The sequence below is a fragment of the Lewinella sp. IMCC34183 genome, assembly GCF_003390915.1.
Taxonomy (GTDB): Bacteria; Bacteroidota; Bacteroidia; order Chitinophagales; family Saprospiraceae; genus Neolewinella.
Map to the genome: position 1 here is coordinate 18,939 of NZ_QMEM01000003.1, position 15,986 is coordinate 34,924.

The window sequence follows — 15,986 nt, forward strand, 5'->3', positions numbered from 1 at the left end:
GCGGTAAGTTTACGGCAAACACCTCTCCGTGCGCCCCCTCCAACCGTTCGTTTTCCTTCCCCTGCTGTGGCTCTGTCTGGTGGGTTGCCGCAGCGCCCTGGTCTTTACCGACCCCGACCTACAGAAGTGGGAAAAGCTTACCCTGGACTTTGCGGGCCCAAGCACTTCGGAAACCGCCGCGGACAATCCCTTCGTCAATTACCGCCTCGACGTCACCTTCACCCAGGGGGAGTACAGCATCACCGTGCCGGGCTTCTACGCCGCCGACGGGCGGGCCGCGGAAACGTCCGCTATTGGCGGCAGCGTATGGCGGGTACGCTTCCGCCCCGACCGTACGGGGGAATGGTCCTATACGGCCCGCCTCGCGCGGGGCGACAGCATTTACCTGCAGAACGCCGAAAGCGGGCGGACGGTGGAGCGCTACACGGGGGCCTTCTTCGTCGGCGACCCCGCGCCCGGGGAGACAGGCCGCCTGATCCGCGACCACCCCCGGTATTTGCGGTGGGCTGAAACGGGGGACTACTTCATCAAGACCGGCGTGGACAGTCCCGAAAACTTGCTGGGGTACGCCGACTTCAACAATACGTACCGCCACGACAGCACCTTCCGGGCGGGGGAAAGCTCGACCTCCGGCCTGCACCGGTTCGCGCCCCACGTGGCCGATCACCGGCCGGGTGACCCCAGCTGGCAGGGAGGTAAGGGGCGGGGCCTGATCGGCGGCATCAATTACCTGGCCTCCGTAGGGGTGAACAGCATCTACTTCCTGACCCTCAACATCGACGGCGACGGCAAGGACGTCTGGCCCTACACCGATCACCGCGAACGCTTCCGCTTCGACGTGAGCAAACTGGACCAGTGGGAGATCGTCTTCGACCACGCCGACAGCCTTGGCATGATGCTCCACTTCGTCCTCAACGAGACCGAGAACGAAACGCTGCTGGACGGCGGTGATACCGGTCCGCAACGAAAGCTCTACTTCCGGGAACTCGTCGCCCGCTTCGGACACCACCGCGCCGTAACCTGGAACCTCGGCGAGGAGAACGGCCCCAACGACTGGTCGGGCGCCTACCAGTCGACCGCGCAGCAACGCGACGTCCTGGCCTGGTTCGCCGCCAACGACCCCTACCGCAGCTATACCGTGCTGCATACTCACCCCGGGGAGGCGGCCTTCACCGCGATCTACGAACCGCTGCTCGGCAACCGCGACCTCGGGGGACTGGCCCTGCAACTGGGCGACCCCTACACGGCCAATGCGGTGACCGAGCGGTGGCTGCAGCGGTCGGCCGCGGCGGGCGCCCCCTGGATCATGACCCTCGACGAGGTAGGCCCCTGGTGGCGTGGACTGGATCCCGACGCCGCCACCCCGAATAACCAGGACAGTCTCCGTGCCCTGACCCTCTGGGGCAACCTGCTGGCGGGCGGAGCGGGGGTGGAATGGTACTTCGGCGCCCGTAGCCCGCACAACGACCTCAACTTAGAAGACTGGCGCAGCCGCGACCGCGCCTACCGCTGGTCGGCCCACGCCCGGCAATTCTTTCACGACCACCTGCCCTTCTGGGACATGGAGGCCCACAACGAGCTCACGGGCGGCGCCGAGTTCTGCTTCACCAACCCCGGCGAGGTATACGCCGTCGGCCTGCCCTTCGGTCAGCCGGCTACCCTCGACCTGAGCGGGGCGGGCGGGGAATACATGGTGCAGTGGTTCAACCCCCGGACGGGCGAACTGGAGGACGTGGGCGAACTGGTACACGCCGAGGACGGCGAGGTGGAACTGGTACCGCCCGGCACGGGCGACTGGGTGGCGGTACTGAAGCGCCGCTGAGGCGGCCCTACCGGAAGCGCAGGCTGAGCACCCCGAATACCGCTTCCTTGATGATCGACTTGTGCATCTTGCTATTGCCGGCGATGCGGTCGGTAAAGACGATGGGTACCTCCACGATGGTGAAGCCCATTTCCCGGGCCGTGTACTTCATTTCGATCTGGAAGGCGTAGCCGATAAAGCGGATCTCGTCGAAGTTCATCCGCTCCAGCACCGGGCGGGTGTAGCACATGAAGCCCGCGGTGGGGTCCTTGACCGGCATACCCGTAACGACCCGGGTGAAGACGCTGGCCCCGTAGGAGAGGATGATGCGGTCCAGCGGCCAGTTTTTGACGCTTCCGCCCTTGGTGTAGCGGCTGCCTACGGCTACGTCGGCCGGCCCGTCGTGGCAGGCCGCGCGCAGGCGGATCAGGTCGGCGGGGGTATGGCTGAAGTCCGCGTCCATCTCGAAGAAGTAGCGGTAATTCTCGGCGCGCTTCAGGCCCCAGCGGAAGCCATCCAGGTAGGCCGTGCCAAGACCAAGCTTACCGGCGCGTTCGAGCAGGTGCAGCCGGTCGGGGTAGCGCAGTTGCAGCTCCCGGACTACGGCGGCCGTGCCGTCGGGCGAGCCGTCGTCGACGACGAGCAGGTGGAAGGGCTGCGACAGACCAAATACCGTATCCACCATCCGCGTTATGTTCTCGCGTTCGTTGTAGGTGGGAATGATGACCAGGCTATCGCTCAAGAAGATTAGAATTGAGCGGCCAAAGATAGGACAGCCTTATGATAGATGTAAGCCGCCAGGATATGGCCGGAGGAAAGTCACGCCGCGCCGGACTGGCCGCCCTGCTGCTGTGGCTATCCGGGGTGGTCCTCGGCCAGGGGGCCATCAGTGGCTTCCCCGTGGCTGAGGGGGAGGTTTCCGTAGCCCCCGCCTGGAGCGTCGAGCGCTATTCCGAATACTTCGGCCCCGACGGTACGGTCGAGGACCGTGACGTACGGACGCTCAGCTACAGCCTCTTCGTGGAAGCCGGCATGAACGAGCAGACCGCCCTCGTTGCTACCCTACCCTACCTGCGTACCAACGACGACCCCGGCAGCCTGCAGGACGCCAGTCTCTGGATCAAGTACCGCAACCTCGACCAGCGCACCCCCGCGGGCGCCCACCGGGTATTCACCGCCGTAGGCCTCAGCTTTCCGGTCGGAAATTATGCGACCAGCGGCCCGACGGCCATCGGGCAGCGGGCGTCCGTCTTTCAGGGGAGGCTGGTGTACCAGTACCAATTCGATAGCGGATTCTTCCTGCACGCCCAGTCGGGCATCGATTTCCAGTTCGCCCCGGAGAGCCGCGCCAACTGGCCGCTCCTGCTCCGTAGCGGCTACGGCACCCGCTACTACTACTTCGAGGGGTGGCTCGAATTCGTTACTACCCTCGAGCCCGGACCGGCCGTTCGCTCCGCCACCGCCGGCACGGGCAGCAGCTGGCGGCGCGTGGGCGGTACTCTCTACGTACCCCTGCTTCCGTGGGCGGGCCTGGTCGGCGGGGGCGCCTACGTGCTGGGCGGGGAGTACATCGGCCGGAGTACCCGGTACAATCTGGGGATGGTGGTGAAACTTGTCCCGAAGTGAGATGCACATCCGATGTGGTCCACATCGGATGTGGCTCGTATCCGGTGCCCCCGCCCTACCCGCTTACCCGACTGTTGAGGATCTCCGCCACGTGCATCACCCGTAGCGGCAGCTTTTCCCGCCGAATCAGCCCCTCCATGTGCATCAGGCACGACATGTCGCCACTCGTGATCACCTCAGCGTCGTGCCGCAGGTGGTCGGCGATCCGGTCGCGGCCCATCTTGGTGGACAGTTCCGGCTGGTTGACGCTGAACGTGCCCCCGAAGCCGCAGCACTCGTCCACGCGGTCCAGCGGCACCAGTTCCACCCCCTCTACCATGTCGAGCAGGTAGCGGTAGTAGCTGAAGTCGGCCCCGACGCGCTCCGATCCCGAGCCGAGCCGTAGTCCCCGCAGGCCGTGGCAGCTGTTGTGTATGCCTACCCGGGCGGGGAAGCGGGCGCCTTGCAGTTCCTTCACCCCGACTACGTTGACCAGAAAATCGGCAAGCTCGAAGGTGCGTTCCCGCACGGAGCGCACCGCCTCACTGTCCTCCAGCACGTCGTAGTGGTGGTTGATGTGGTACACGCAGCTGCCCGAGGGGCACACCACGTAGTCAAAGTGGCCGAAGGTCTCGACGAAGTGCGCGTAGATCGGCCGGGCCTCCTGCTCCATCCCGCTGTTGGCCAGGGGCTGTCCGCAGCAGGTCTGCTCCCGCGGGTACACCACCGTACAGCCCAATCGCTCCAGCAGCTGCAGGGTGGCGATGCCCGCCTTAGGGTAGAACTGGTCGATGTAACAGGGAATGAAGAGGCCTACGGTCATGATCGGGGGGTTAGACCACGAAAGGTAACAGTCGCCGGCCGGGAGGGCATCCGGTATTGTCCTGCTTCCCCGCTATCACCCCTCCGCCGAGTATTCGAACTGCAGCTTTTCCAGTTGCAGCAGGAGCCCGGCGAGCGCTTCGCGGACCTCGTCCAGGTTGGCGGATACGACCCGGGCGTAGTCGGCATCCACGAAGAGGTGATCGGCGATGCCCGCCAGCTGCGCGGGGCCGTGGTCGGCGATGGCCGCTTGCTGCTCTTCCAGGTAGGTACGGAGTTTGGTGGCCCGGTCGTCCCAAAATTCCCGGAGGATACGGTGCGGTGCCTTGCGGATCACCTCGTGGCGCTCGGTGAGCCGCGTCTTGAGACGAAAGACCGTATCCGTACCGTTGAAGTTCACCTCGATGGTGTTCTCCCGCGGCCCCTTGCGGCCCCGGATGCGGTTGACGAGGTTGCGGTCCTCGTCGTAAAAATTCACGCTGCTGTAGTCCGCGTCGCTGAGCCCGCGAAACTGCTCGATGGTGACCAGCACGCCCCGGAACTGGCTCAGGTCCTTCTCCAGTTCGTAGTAGCTCTCCTGTACCGGCAGCAGCTGCTCTTCCTCGTGGGTGAGCTTGATGCGGGTCTCCTCGTGGACGTCGGCGGCGAACTCCCGGATCTCCTTCTTCAGGTTGCCCAGGTTGACGGCCACCGAGTAGCCGTGCTTGCGCACCGCGTCGACGATCATCTCCCGGATGGTCTCGCGCTGTTCGGGCCCGTTCCACAGGCAGTGCTCGAGCAGGAAGCAGTCCATCAGGTTTACCCGCCCGCGGCCGTGCAGGAAGGCGCTGGTGCGCAGCAGGCGCACGGCTTTCTTCCAGCGGCGGTCGTAGATCAGCAGCGGACTGGCCGCGTGGTTGGGCTGGGCGTTATACTGCTCGATCTTGTAGAGCAGCAGCTGCAGGGTATTGAGCACTTCGGCGGGCACCTCCACGGCGTCGATCTCGCCGGACCAGCGGTCGAGCTCTTCCTCGCTGAGTTTGGTCGCTTCGGGGATGTTATCCTCGTAGACGTCCTGGGTATCCACCACCATCTTCACGAAGTTGCGGTACTCGCTGATCTTGCCGAGCTCCAGCCGCACCAGGAAGCGGTCCCAGATCGGGGCCAGGTTGGCGCTGCGGGGCGGCAGCTCGTTGCTGGCGGTGATGATGCCGCGGATGTTCACCTTCAGGTCCTCCTCCCCGTTGCGGTAGATCTTCTCGTTGAGGATGGTCAGCAGGGCGTTCTGGATGGCGGGGCCGGCTTTCCAGATCTCGTCGAGAAATACGATGTTGGCGCCCGGCAGGTAGCGATCGGTGAGGCGCTCGTACTTGTCCTCGTCGCGCAATTTCTTGATGGAGATGGGGCCGAAGACCTCGTCGGGGGTCGAGAACTTAGACATCAGGTACTCGAAGCTCACCCCGTCGCGGAAGGCGTACTTGAGGCGGCGGGCGATGAGGCTCTTCCCGACGCCCGGGGGGCCGAGCAGGAAGATGCTCTCCCCGGCGACGGCCGTCAGCAGGGAGAGGCCCATGGCGTGGTCGCGCTCGTAGAGGCCGGCCGTGAGGGCCTGGAGGAGCGCCTCGGTGCGGAGCCGGAGGTCTTGTGCGCGGGTTGCGGTCATGCGGGGGTAACGGCGGGGCCGCCGAATGGGTTGGGGGAAAACACAAGAACGGCTTCCGGAGCCTAGTGTCCGAAAGCCGTTCGCGGGACGGGAAGCCGAGGCTTCCCCCGGTGACGAGAACTTACTTCTCGCCGTATTTCTCGAGGCGGTATTCCGCCTTCAGCTTCTCTTTCCGGCGCTTGACGCTGGGCTTGGTGAACTCACGGCGGTTGCGCAGCTCGCGGATCACACGGGTATTGATAGACTTGCGCTTGTAGCGCTTCAGGGCGCGGTCGATGTTTTCGCCCTCACGTACATTGATAATTAGCATTAAGCGTTGCTGTTTTTAGAATTGGAGCGCAAAGGTACGGACTATTTCTTGATCGCGCAAGCCATTTCGAGGATGGTCCGCCCGGCTTCGGTGCGGTACTGCAGTTTTTCCACGTCTACCCGGCGCAGCAGGGCTTTGGGGTCAGGTGCGGCCGTCTTTTCCGTCGGGGTGCTGTCGTAGGGGGCGGGGGCAGCGGCGGGCGCGGACGCGGGTGCGGTGACGAGCTGGGCGATGAGCTCGTGCAAGCCCAGGTTAACCAGGTCGTCGGAGACGGCGAAAGTACCCTCCACGCGACTGCCCTCGAGGTCGGCAAAGTCGGTGTTCATCAGGTGTTGCAGGACGGGGTGCATACTTATTCGGCTTTAAGGTGTAGGTCGAGAATGAGTCGGTTGGCTTCGCTTTTGACGGACAGCAATTGTACGAGCGGTACCAGTTGCTGGTACCCCAGATCGGTCATCAGCGCGGGTACGTGCAGGCGCAGGTAGTTGCTGGTCAGCTCCACGCCCTTGGGCAGCTTGCTCTCGATCATCCCCTGCAGCAGGCTGATGAGCGAGCGGTCGAGGAAGCCCAGCCCGTCCTTAATATCGAAGCGGAGCCACGGCTGGTCAGGAAAGCTGACGGGCAGGCCGGGAGCGAAAAGGATCTGCCGCGAGACCGTCCCGAGAACCGGGGCCTGTGCCTTGACGAAGACGCGGAAGCAATTGCGGGCGTTGGGGTCGATCAGCAGCTCCCGCACCGGCGTGTTGGCCGGGCGCGCGGCCAGCAGCTCGTTGAGGAGAGCCCGGGTGAGCGGCAGGGTGATGCGCAGATCCGTACCCGCCAGGGCGGCGGAGGGGTTATCGAGGGCGGCGGCGACCAGGTTGGCGGGAAAGGCGGACATGCTCCGTGAACGCCGTTCGGCGGCCGGAGTTCGGGCGGTCCCGGCGGCCGATCGCTCCCCGCACTCAGGGCCGGCGGGGCCGAACTCTATGGTTCCCCCCGTTTATTCGACGATTCGGGTACTTACCTCTATCCTTTTTCTGAACGGACTTCGGCAACGCTCGGTTATACCTAGTGTAACCCCCGTACCTATGAGATTGATTTACACTGCCTTACTAATATTGCTTTGCACCTGCGTCCGCGCCCAGACTGACGGCACCTCGCCGCCGGAACTCGCCCCCAATACGGGCGGCGTGGGCGGAAAGCTTACCGAGGCCGGCAGCGAGGCTCCGGTGGGTTTTGCCAACGTCGCGGTCTATAGTGTGGAAAACGGCGAAATGGTCGGGGGCACCACCAGCGATATCGACGGCAATTTTACCCTGAAGAACCTCCCCTTCGGCGACTATCGCCTGGAGGTCTCCTTCATCGGCTACGAAGATGAGGAGATGCTGCTGGAACTCAACAACGGCGAGCGCTTCATCCAGATGGGCAAGATCGACCTCAGCCAGGGCGGGGCCACGGACCTCGACGAGGTGGTGGTGACCGCCGAGCGCGCGATTATGGAACTGGGCCTGGACCGTAAATCCTTCAACGTGGAAAAGAGCGTCGCCTCCAGCGGCGGCTCCGCCGAGGACCTGCTGCGGCAGATCCCCAGCATCAACGTGGACCTGGAGGGTAACGTGAGCCTGCGGGGCAGCGGCGGGGTCCGCTTCCTGATCAACGGCCGCCCGAGCGGCCTGGTGGGCACCGATCCCACTTCCTACCTGAAGTCACTGAGCTCCAGCGCCATCGAACGGGTGGAGGTGATCACCAACCCCGGCGCCGCCTTTGACCCCGAGGGTACGGCGGGCATCATCAACATCGTACTGAAGAAAAAGCAGGACGACGGCTTCAATGCCTCCATCAACCTGAATGCGGGCACCGGAAACAAATTTGACGGCAACCTCGACCTCAACTGGCGCAAGGGGAAGTTCAACTCCTTCGCCGGCGTGAGCGCGCGCTACGACGAGCGCTTCTTCCGCGGCTACCGCGACCAGTCCGGCACACTCGGCGACAGCCTATTTAGCCGTTACTTCACCTTCGAGGGCGACCGCCTGAACCGCTCGCAGATGTTCAAACTGGGTACCGAGTATGCCCTTTCCGACCGCGCCTCGATCGGCATCCAGGGTAACTATCAGCTAGAGACCGGCAGCAACTCGAACCTGCGGACGACCCAGTTCTTCGACAGCGAGAACACCCTCGACCGCACCAGCGTCCGCAACGAAACCGAACCCAGCGACGAAACCGACTACGAGATCCAGCTCAACTACAATCAGACCTTCCGTAAGGAAGGCCGGCGCCTGACGGGCCAGCTGCAGTACAGCCAGAACGACGAGAGCGAAATCGAGAACTACTACGAGGTCATCACCGACGCCTTCGGCGCTCCCTACGCCCCCGACGGGCGGCAACGCTCCCCTACCCTGGAGGACCGTACCCGCTTCCTGGGGGAACTGAACTACGAGCAGACCTTCGGCGACTTCAAGTTTACCACCGGCTGGCGCTCCACAATCGAGCAGCTGGAAACCGACGCCGCCTTCCAGATCTTCGGCGGTGGTGACTACGCCACGGTGGACAGCCTGAGTAACCTCTTCCGCTACGACGAGGAAGTACACGCCCTCTACGCTACCATCGGCGGCAAGGTGGGCAAGGTGACCTTCAACGCCGGACTGCGGGCCGAGCAGGCCTACACCACCAGCAACCTGCTGGAGCCGAACCCCGAGGTGTTCAACAACGACTACTTCAGCCTCTACCCCAGCGTGTTCGCCGGGTACAGCTTTACGGAAAACACTACGCTGCAGGCCAGCTACAGCCGCCGGGTGGAACGCCCGCGCGCCTGGGCGCTGAACCCCTTCGTCGACCGGGGCGATCCCTTCAACCTTCGCAGCGGTAACCCCTTTCTCCTGCCCGAGCGGATCAACAGCTTCGAACTGAACCTGCAGCAGCAGTACGGCAAGGGCACCCTGACCGGGGGCGTCTACTTCCGCCAGCTTACCGACATCATCAGCCGCATCACCCGCATCCAGGAGGGCGGCGTAAGCCTGAGCACCCGCGCCAACCTGGACCGCGGCCGCAACTACGGCGTGGAACTGATCGGCACCTACCGGCCCACCAACAAGCTGGACCTGACCGTGAGCGCCAACGGTTACCGCAGCGAGATCATCGGCAACAGCGACGACGAGAACATCGACCAGAATGGCTATCTCTTTAGCGGCAACGTGCAGGGCAGCTATAAACTGCCGTGGGACGTGCAGGCCCAGTTCACCTATTTCTACCGCAGCCCCGGCGTACGTCCCCAGGGGCGGATCCAGGCCATGCAGAGCCTTGACCTCGGCTTCCGCAAGGATATTCTGGACGGTAAGGGTGCCGTCACCCTGCGGGTATCCGACCTCTTCAATACGCGTCGGTACAGCTACACCACCGAGACCGGCGGCATCACTACCGTCAGCGAGTTCCAGCGTGAGAGCCGGATCGCCTACATCGGCTTCCAGTACAGCCTCAACCAACTCGGCCGTGGCGACCGCGAAGAGCGGCGCGGCGGCGACGGCGGTGGGATGAACGACGACTTTTAGTAAGCATGCGCTGTCTGGTATTCCCCCTGCTGGCGCTCCTGCTGCTGCCGGCCTGCGGCCCCGACACGGGTGAGCCGCAGGCCGGCAGCCTCATGGTAGGCGACAGCCTCGTACAGCTGGCCCTGCCGGCGCCCGGCGCGACCGTCAGCTCCCCGTTGCGGGTGGAGGGGGTTGCCCTCGGATACTACTTCTTCGAGGCCAGCTTCCCGGTCCGCCTGGAAGACGGTAACGGGAAAGAACTGGCCACGGCACCGGCCACCGCCGCCGGCGACTGGATGACCGAGGACTGGGTCGGCTACTCGGCTACCCTCGAATTTGCCGCGCCGGCCACGGAGACGGGTACCCTGATCCTAGAACGCGACAACCCCTCGGGGCTGGAGGGCAATGCCCACCGGCTGCGGGTACCGGTACGCTTCGCTTCGCCTTCCGAGTAAATACCCGGTGGCGGATATCAACGCACCACGAACCGCTGCCGCCCGACCGGCTGACCGTTCCGTAGCACGACTAGCAGGTAATTGCCCCGGGCCAGCCCGTCCACCGGGAGGGTGGCGCGCTCCCAGACCCCGGCCTGCAACAGGACCCGCTGCCCCAGCGAAGAATACACCGCCAGCGTATAGGCCGTCGTGGCCTGGGGTAGCTCCACGGTGAGGGCCGCGGTAACCGGGTTGGGGTACAGCAGTATCGGCAGATCGATGGCCGCCGGGGACGGGCGGACGGGCGATAGGATGACCGCTTCGTCGCGGAAAGCGCCGCAGCGTACCGTCGCCGTGCTGACGTAGACCAGCGCCACCCGGCGCGGTCCTCCCAGGCTACCGTAGTCTTCCGGTGAGAACGGGCTGCCGGCGGTGTACGCGGGTCCCGGGTCGGCATCGAGGCCCGCCTGATCAACGCCGCAGTCCGGGTCGTCGCCGTAGTCGACCGGGGTGGACACCTGGAGGTGGTACAGTCCGCAACTGTCGCGGCGCAGGGCGATCAGGGCGGAAACGTCGTCCTGTCCGTACAGCGTATCGAGGCGGGCGCCCGGCTGCCGGTCGAAGGCCACGGGCAGGCGGGGCCGGGAGAAGGTGAGGAGCGTATCGACGGCCACCGGGGTCGTTTCCTGGCCGCGTTCGTAGATAGCGGCCCGCACGTCGTAGGTATAGGCCTCGGCATTGGAAGCGTCTACCGCCAGAATCTCCACGGTAGAAAACCGGCCACCGAAGGGCCGGTCCGCAGCAAAAGGGGCGCCCACCGTGCTGCTGTTGTACACGTCGATTTGGAAGGTATCACCGACCGCGGCCAGTCCGTACGTCTCCGGGGCGGGCAGCTGCACGCTGCCGGCGATCGCGCTGCTGCCGGCCAGCGTCAGGGGAGGGCTCCCATCCTCAATCCGGTACAGCCGTGGCGTAGAAACCAGATCGGTACTCTGGCCAATCACCAAAGAATCCCCTATCCGCTCACCGGATGCGGTAGAAAAGGCGATGACCTTCAGCCTGTCTTCGACGCCGAGTACCGTACCGGGCGCGTCGGAGATCACTTCGGCGTACAGCGTGGTGAGGTCGTCGTCGCGGGCCAGCCAGCGTTCGCCGACCGGTGCGGCCGGGTACAGCAACAACTGGTCGGTACTATCGAAGCGGACCATGGTACTCTCCTCGGTCTGACAAACGGAGTAGCCGAAGGGCGAGGGCACCTTGGCCACGCAGCTGACCTCCTCCCGTACCTCCAGCGAACCGTAGAGGGTATCGCAGCCCATGGCGTCGACCCGCGCCCCGAAGTATTGGGTGGTGAACAGATCGCTGTCGTTGTCTGCGTAATCGGGGTTCTCGTACAGGTACTGTACGCCCGGTCGGAAGAGCTGGTAGTCGAACTGGGCCAAGAGGCCGGCGGGGACGCAGGTGCAGAGCAGGAGGAGGAAGCGGAGGGTTTGTAGGTACATAGGGGGTAGCGTAGGCGTGAAAGGAGCAGGCGGGGATAAGATAAGACCAAGGCGAGCGGCGCCGGCGACCGGTAGCTGAAAATTTGTGACTGGTCCGGAATTTTCGGAGGATTATTCAGCCGGGGCGCTGCACCGTAAAAGCGGAACCAAGGCCAGGGCGGGGAACTCTTCGGGAGGTTCCGGCTCCGGTTCGGCAGGTCGTGATTGAACGTTTTCCGATCGGCGGTTTACTAACAGAAAACAGCCTCCATGCTCAGTTTCCTCTTCGCGCATCTGCTGCTCCTGGCCACTACCCCGCCCCAGCCCTTCCGGGATCTCAGCCGGGAGTTGCACCCGGGACCTTACTACGGCGAGCAGACTGAAAGCTGGAGGCGCCGCGCTACGGACGACTGTGCCGACGACAACGACTGGTTGCAGTATTTCCTCTACGCCCGCTACGCCAACCGCTTTGACCACGGCACCTACGACCTGGCGGAAATCGAGCGGATGGCCCTGGCCCACACCGCCCCGGAAGGCTTTGCGGCCAACTACCTTCGGTACATGCAGGCCGACATCGGCCGGGGACGGGTGCCCCTGATGCGCGCCTACGCGGCCGAACCGGAAAACCCCTACGCACTATCCTCGGTGCTGGGGTACGCCATGCTGGAGGGAGATACCGCCCTGGCCCGTACGGTAAGCGAGCGGATCGACCGCCTGTTCCCCTACCCGGCCGGCCTCCTGGATTTTAACTACAACACCCTCGTCAGTGTGGCCCCGAACGGTATCCTGCTGACCTTCGGCGACGCCGATACCTATCCGGCCTGGGTGCTGCAACGGGTACACGGGGTGCGCAATGATGTTTTGGTCGTGAATTACCACCTGTTCAACCAGCTGGATGATTACGCGTCCCTGGTGTTCCGGGCGGCGGGCGTGGCCCCGCCGCCCACCGCCCACCTGCGGGACAAACTGGAGCGACTGCGGCAATCTCGCCATCCCCTCCACGTGGCGGCAACGGTGGGCGACCGCCTGGACCGCCTGGAATTGCCGCAGTCGGACCTCTACCCCACCGGGCTGGTGTTTCGGGTATCCGACGCGCCGGTCGAGAACCTGGCCGTTACGCGCCGGCTATACCGCGAGGAGTGGCGGCTCGACCGGCTGCGGTTGCCGCTGAGCGACTCGCCGGCGGATCGCGTAAGCCGGGAGTTGGCACCTAATTACCTGGTCTCCCTCATCGAGTTGGTGCGGCAGGACCGGCAGGGCAACGACCAGCCCGACGAAGCCCTCCGGAGCCTGATCGACACGATCGCGCGGGCGCACGGCCTGACCGCCCGCGTGGCCGGCCTGCTCGGTGAAGGCGCTGAAGCCGAACCCCAATTGGCCAGCCGGGAGGTAGCCCTCACCGCGGCGGAACTGTTTGACGCATATGCGTACGGCTCCGTCCCCCGCCGGCCACGCGGTAGGGAGGGCAGGGACTTTGTGCCCGACTACTTCATGAAGGAAAAGGAAGTAGCGAACGGGGAATATCAGTTGTTTTTGGAGGACCTGCTGCGGCAGAAAAAGTACGATTACCTCGACAGCGCCCGCAGCGAAAGGGTAGACTGGCTGGCCCTGCTGCCCGATAGTCTTTCCACCTTGCCGGAAGCGGAATTGTATGTCCGTGGCCGTCCGGAAGCGGCCGATCACCCCGTAGTCAACATTTCCCACCGCGGCGCGGAGCTGTACGCCTATTGGCTCACGCAGGTGTACAATCAGGACCCGAAGCGGGAGGGGGGCCGCAACGTACGCTTCCGCCTGCCCACCGCGGCGGAATTCGAACGGGCGGCCCGGGGCGGCAAGCAACACGCGCCCTATCCGTGGGGGGGGCCAGATTACCGCAACGCCCGGGGGTGCATTCTCGCCAACCTCAACGCTACCCTGCTTGATGACGACTGGACACGGGGTAATCCGGCCACTCAACCACAGCTGACATCGAAAGACCGGGAGCGAGGTTGCCGGGACGACGGCGCGTTGCTTACGGCGCCAACCGACAGTTATTATCCGAATGATTTCGGACTTTACAACATGAGCGGCAACGCAGCGGAAATGATCGACGTGCCCGGGCAGACCATGGGCGGCAGCTGGCGCGACGGGCCCGAGGCACTCCGGATCGGCGTGATCACAGAGCGCACGCTGCCCAGTCCGACCACCGGTTTTCGCCTCGTCATGGAATACGTGGACTAGTGGCGCTACCAACGGATCGCGAACTGCTTATCGATGCGGCCGGAGGGCGGGAAAGCGCCTTTGCCGAGCTCTACGGCCGGTACGCGGGGGAGCTGCGCGCGTATTTCGTGCGTAGCCTCGACGGCAACGTTGTGGCGGACGACCTCGTACAGCAGGTATTCATCCAGTTGCTCGGCAGCCGGGCCTTCCGGGAACCGCAGGCGGGCCCGGCGAAACTGGACAAGCTCCTGTTCACCATCGCCAAGAACCTGCTCCGCAACCAACTGCGCGACGACCGGCGCAGGAACGACCGGGAACTGGCTTACCACGGTCCAATGGACGAGGCGCCGCCCGATCGATCGGTGGATACCAAACGTCTCGAGGAGGCCATTTCCAACCTGCCGAGTCACCAACGTCAGCCGCTGCTGTTGCGATTCCGTCACGGCATGCAGGTGCAGGCCATCGCCGACTTGCTGGACTGCGCTCCGGGCACCGTTAAAAGTCGCCTGCATTATGGCCTGAAGCGCCTCGCCCATCTATTACAACCGCTGGCAAAGCCCGATAAAGAGTCTCCGCGATGAACTACCTCGATTACCTGCTCACCCATACCTACGAGCAGCTGCCCGCTACCATACGAAATGAGGTCACCGAGCGCGACTATAGCAGCCGCAGATCCGTTGCCCTCGGCCTGCGCGCGCGCGCCGTCGATCTGCCCCCGGTACTCCGGCAAGCCTACCGACGGACGGTGGCGGTCCGGCCGCGCGCCCGCCGCCGATTCTACTGGGTGGCGGCGGCCGGCTGGCTGCTGGCGATCGCCGCGGGCGTCCTCCTTCTCGGCCATCAACCCCGGCTGGAGTACGTCGCCCGGGTAAGTCCGCCGGTGATCGAGCGGGATACGGTGGAAGTGACTCGCCACGACACCGTGGTGCGGGTGGTCTACCGGGACCGCCTGCTCCGCGATACCTTCATTGCACCCGCGCCCGCGCCCACCTACCTCGTGGTGCACGATACGGTTTACCGGGCCCCGAAAGTGCCCTATCCTGTGGGTACGGTGGCGGTTGACCCCGCCGGGTTGTCGCTCCTCGTCGGCAGTCGCGGAGACTAACCGGGCGAACAAGCGGCCTTAATTTACCTTAGTGCCACAAACTACCCACCACATGAAGAAAATCGGTATTCTCTACGGGCGCGAACGTTCTTTCCCCCCCGCCGTCATCCAGCGCATCAACGACAAGAACGTCGACGGCATCCGGGCCGAGCCCGTCAAGATCGACAAGGTGGGCCAGGGCCTCAACCCCGGTTACGCGGTGATCATCGACCGCATCAGCCAGGACGTACCCTTCTACCGGGCGATGCTGAAGAATGCCGCCGCCACCGGCACCGCGGTGATCAACAACCCCTTCTGGTGGAGCGCCGACGAGAAGTTCTTCAACAACGTACTGAGCGTGGGCCCCGCCGGCGTACCCGTGCCGAAGACCGTACTGCTGCCGAGCGCCCAGCTGCCCGACGACACCAGCGACGAGAGCTTCACCAATATGGCCTACCCGCTCGACTGGCAGAGCATCTTTAACTACATCGGCTGGCCCGCCTTCATGAAGCCCCACGCCGGCGGCGGCTGGAAAAGCGTGTACAAGCTTGACGGCCCCGACCAGCTCTGGAAGGCCCACAAGGAAACCGGTCAGCTCGTCATGATGCTGCAGGAGGCCATTGACTTCACCAGCTACTTCCGTTGCTACTGCATCGGTCGCAAGTACGTGAAGATCATGCACTACGAGCCCCGCAACGAATTTTTGGACCGCTACAAGGTGCAACACGACGTGAGCCAGGAACTCCTGAACACCATCCACGACTACGTACTCAAGCTCAATAACTGGCTCGGCTACGACTTCAACACGGTGGAATTTGCCATTCGTGACGGCATCCCCTACGCCATCGACTTCTGCAACCCGGCCCCCGACGCCGACAAGTTCAGCGTGGGCGATGAGAACTTCGAATGGGTCATCGAGACCAGCGCGAACTACGCCATCGAGCGGGCCCAGCAACAGGAACCCGGCCGCGACAACCTGACGTGGGGCGAGTACATCCGCAAGGCGGTGGACGGTAGCTATGCGTTTGGGAAGTAGGGGCTCGCTGCGCTCGCGGTAGAGGACAACCCTGGATTCTACCGTGAGCGAAGCGAGCTCTACCGA

At 64.3% G+C, this 15,986-nt stretch carries 15 protein-coding genes; 8 read left to right on the forward strand and 7 right to left on the reverse strand.

All coding sequences use genetic code 11. The annotated features are described in order from the left end of the window. Positions 1 to 28 precede the first annotated feature (28 nt). Positions 29 to 1,822: a DUF5060 domain-containing protein gene (locus DQG19_RS07635; RefSeq protein ID WP_116125665.1), complete on the forward strand. Its 1,794-nt coding sequence runs from the start codon at positions 29 to 31 to the stop codon at positions 1,820 to 1,822. Between the two features lie 7 nt (positions 1,823 to 1,829). On the opposite strand, the gene DQG19_RS07640 is transcribed toward DQG19_RS07635, so the two are convergent. Continuing rightward, positions 1,830 to 2,543, reverse strand: a complete 714-nt coding sequence (locus DQG19_RS07640) for a polyprenol monophosphomannose synthase (protein WP_116125666.1) — start codon at positions 2,541 to 2,543, stop codon at positions 1,830 to 1,832. Between the two features lie 38 nt (positions 2,544 to 2,581). On the opposite strand from DQG19_RS07640, the gene DQG19_RS07645 reads away from it, so the two are divergent. Beyond that, complete coding sequence (locus tag DQG19_RS07645) at positions 2,582 to 3,427, forward strand: transporter (protein ID WP_116125667.1); 846 nt, start codon at positions 2,582 to 2,584, stop codon at positions 3,425 to 3,427. A gap of 55 nt (positions 3,428 to 3,482) precedes the next feature. Here the strand turns inward: DQG19_RS07645 and DQG19_RS07650 are convergent, their stop codons facing one another. From DQG19_RS07650 to DQG19_RS07670, 5 genes are all read right to left on the reverse strand, one after another. Then, positions 3,483 to 4,229: a (Fe-S)-binding protein gene (locus tag DQG19_RS07650; protein WP_116125668.1), complete on the reverse strand. Its 747-nt coding sequence runs from the start codon at positions 4,227 to 4,229 to the stop codon at positions 3,483 to 3,485. 75 nt (positions 4,230 to 4,304) lie between these two features. After that, positions 4,305 to 5,870 carry an AAA family ATPase gene (locus DQG19_RS07655; protein WP_116125669.1) on the reverse strand — a complete coding sequence of 522 codons (1,566 nt, stop codon included), beginning with the start codon at positions 5,868 to 5,870 and terminating at the stop codon, positions 4,305 to 4,307. 121 nt (positions 5,871 to 5,991) lie between these two features. Continuing rightward, complete coding sequence (rpsU, locus tag DQG19_RS07660) at positions 5,992 to 6,180, reverse strand: 30S ribosomal protein S21 (protein WP_104419187.1); 189 nt, start codon at positions 6,178 to 6,180, stop codon at positions 5,992 to 5,994. Positions 6,181 to 6,221: 41 nt separating this feature from the next. Beyond that, the gene (locus DQG19_RS07665) at positions 6,222 to 6,530 is read right to left on the reverse strand and encodes a hypothetical protein (RefSeq protein WP_116125670.1); all 309 of its coding nucleotides are present in this window, start codon (positions 6,528 to 6,530) and stop codon (positions 6,222 to 6,224) included. 2 nt (positions 6,531 to 6,532) lie between these two features. Then, positions 6,533 to 7,060, reverse strand: coding sequence for a hypothetical protein (locus tag DQG19_RS07670; protein WP_116125671.1), 528 nt, complete (start codon positions 7,058 to 7,060; stop codon positions 6,533 to 6,535). Between the two features lie 190 nt (positions 7,061 to 7,250). On the opposite strand from DQG19_RS07670, the gene DQG19_RS07675 reads away from it, so the two are divergent. Together DQG19_RS07675 and DQG19_RS07680 are read left to right on the forward strand one after the other, a co-directional pair. Beyond that, positions 7,251 to 9,707 carry a TonB-dependent receptor domain-containing protein gene (locus tag DQG19_RS07675; protein WP_116125672.1) on the forward strand — a complete coding sequence of 819 codons (2,457 nt, stop codon included), beginning with the start codon at positions 7,251 to 7,253 and terminating at the stop codon, positions 9,705 to 9,707. A gap of 5 nt (positions 9,708 to 9,712) precedes the next feature. Beyond that, positions 9,713 to 10,141 (forward strand): Gmad2 immunoglobulin-like domain-containing protein, encoded by a 429-nt coding sequence (locus DQG19_RS07680; RefSeq protein ID WP_116125673.1) that lies wholly within the window; start codon positions 9,713 to 9,715, stop codon positions 10,139 to 10,141. A gap of 17 nt (positions 10,142 to 10,158) precedes the next feature. Here the strand turns inward: DQG19_RS07680 and DQG19_RS07685 are convergent, their stop codons facing one another. Beyond that, positions 10,159 to 11,622, reverse strand: coding sequence for a T9SS type A sorting domain-containing protein (locus tag DQG19_RS07685; protein ID WP_116125674.1), 1,464 nt, complete (start codon positions 11,620 to 11,622; stop codon positions 10,159 to 10,161). A 249-nt stretch (positions 11,623 to 11,871) separates the two neighbouring features. On the opposite strand from DQG19_RS07685, the gene DQG19_RS07690 reads away from it, so the two are divergent. Genes DQG19_RS07690 through DQG19_RS07705 form a run of 4 tightly spaced genes read left to right on the forward strand, consistent with a single transcriptional unit; the run spans position 11,872 to position 15,920 of the window. Then, positions 11,872 to 13,821 carry a formylglycine-generating enzyme family protein gene (locus DQG19_RS07690; RefSeq protein WP_116125675.1) on the forward strand — a complete coding sequence of 650 codons (1,950 nt, stop codon included), beginning with the start codon at positions 11,872 to 11,874 and terminating at the stop codon, positions 13,819 to 13,821. Continuing rightward, positions 13,821 to 14,381, forward strand: coding sequence for an RNA polymerase sigma factor (locus DQG19_RS07695; RefSeq protein ID WP_157974386.1), 561 nt, complete (start codon positions 13,821 to 13,823; stop codon positions 14,379 to 14,381). The genes DQG19_RS07690 and DQG19_RS07695 overlap by 1 nt, the downstream gene beginning before the upstream one ends. Continuing rightward, positions 14,378 to 14,905: a hypothetical protein gene (locus DQG19_RS07700; protein WP_116125677.1), complete on the forward strand. Its 528-nt coding sequence runs from the start codon at positions 14,378 to 14,380 to the stop codon at positions 14,903 to 14,905. The genes DQG19_RS07695 and DQG19_RS07700 overlap by 4 nt, the downstream gene beginning before the upstream one ends. A gap of 52 nt (positions 14,906 to 14,957) precedes the next feature. After that, positions 14,958 to 15,920: a RimK family alpha-L-glutamate ligase gene (locus tag DQG19_RS07705; RefSeq protein WP_116125678.1), complete on the forward strand. Its 963-nt coding sequence runs from the start codon at positions 14,958 to 14,960 to the stop codon at positions 15,918 to 15,920. Positions 15,921 to 15,986 lie beyond the last annotated feature (66 nt).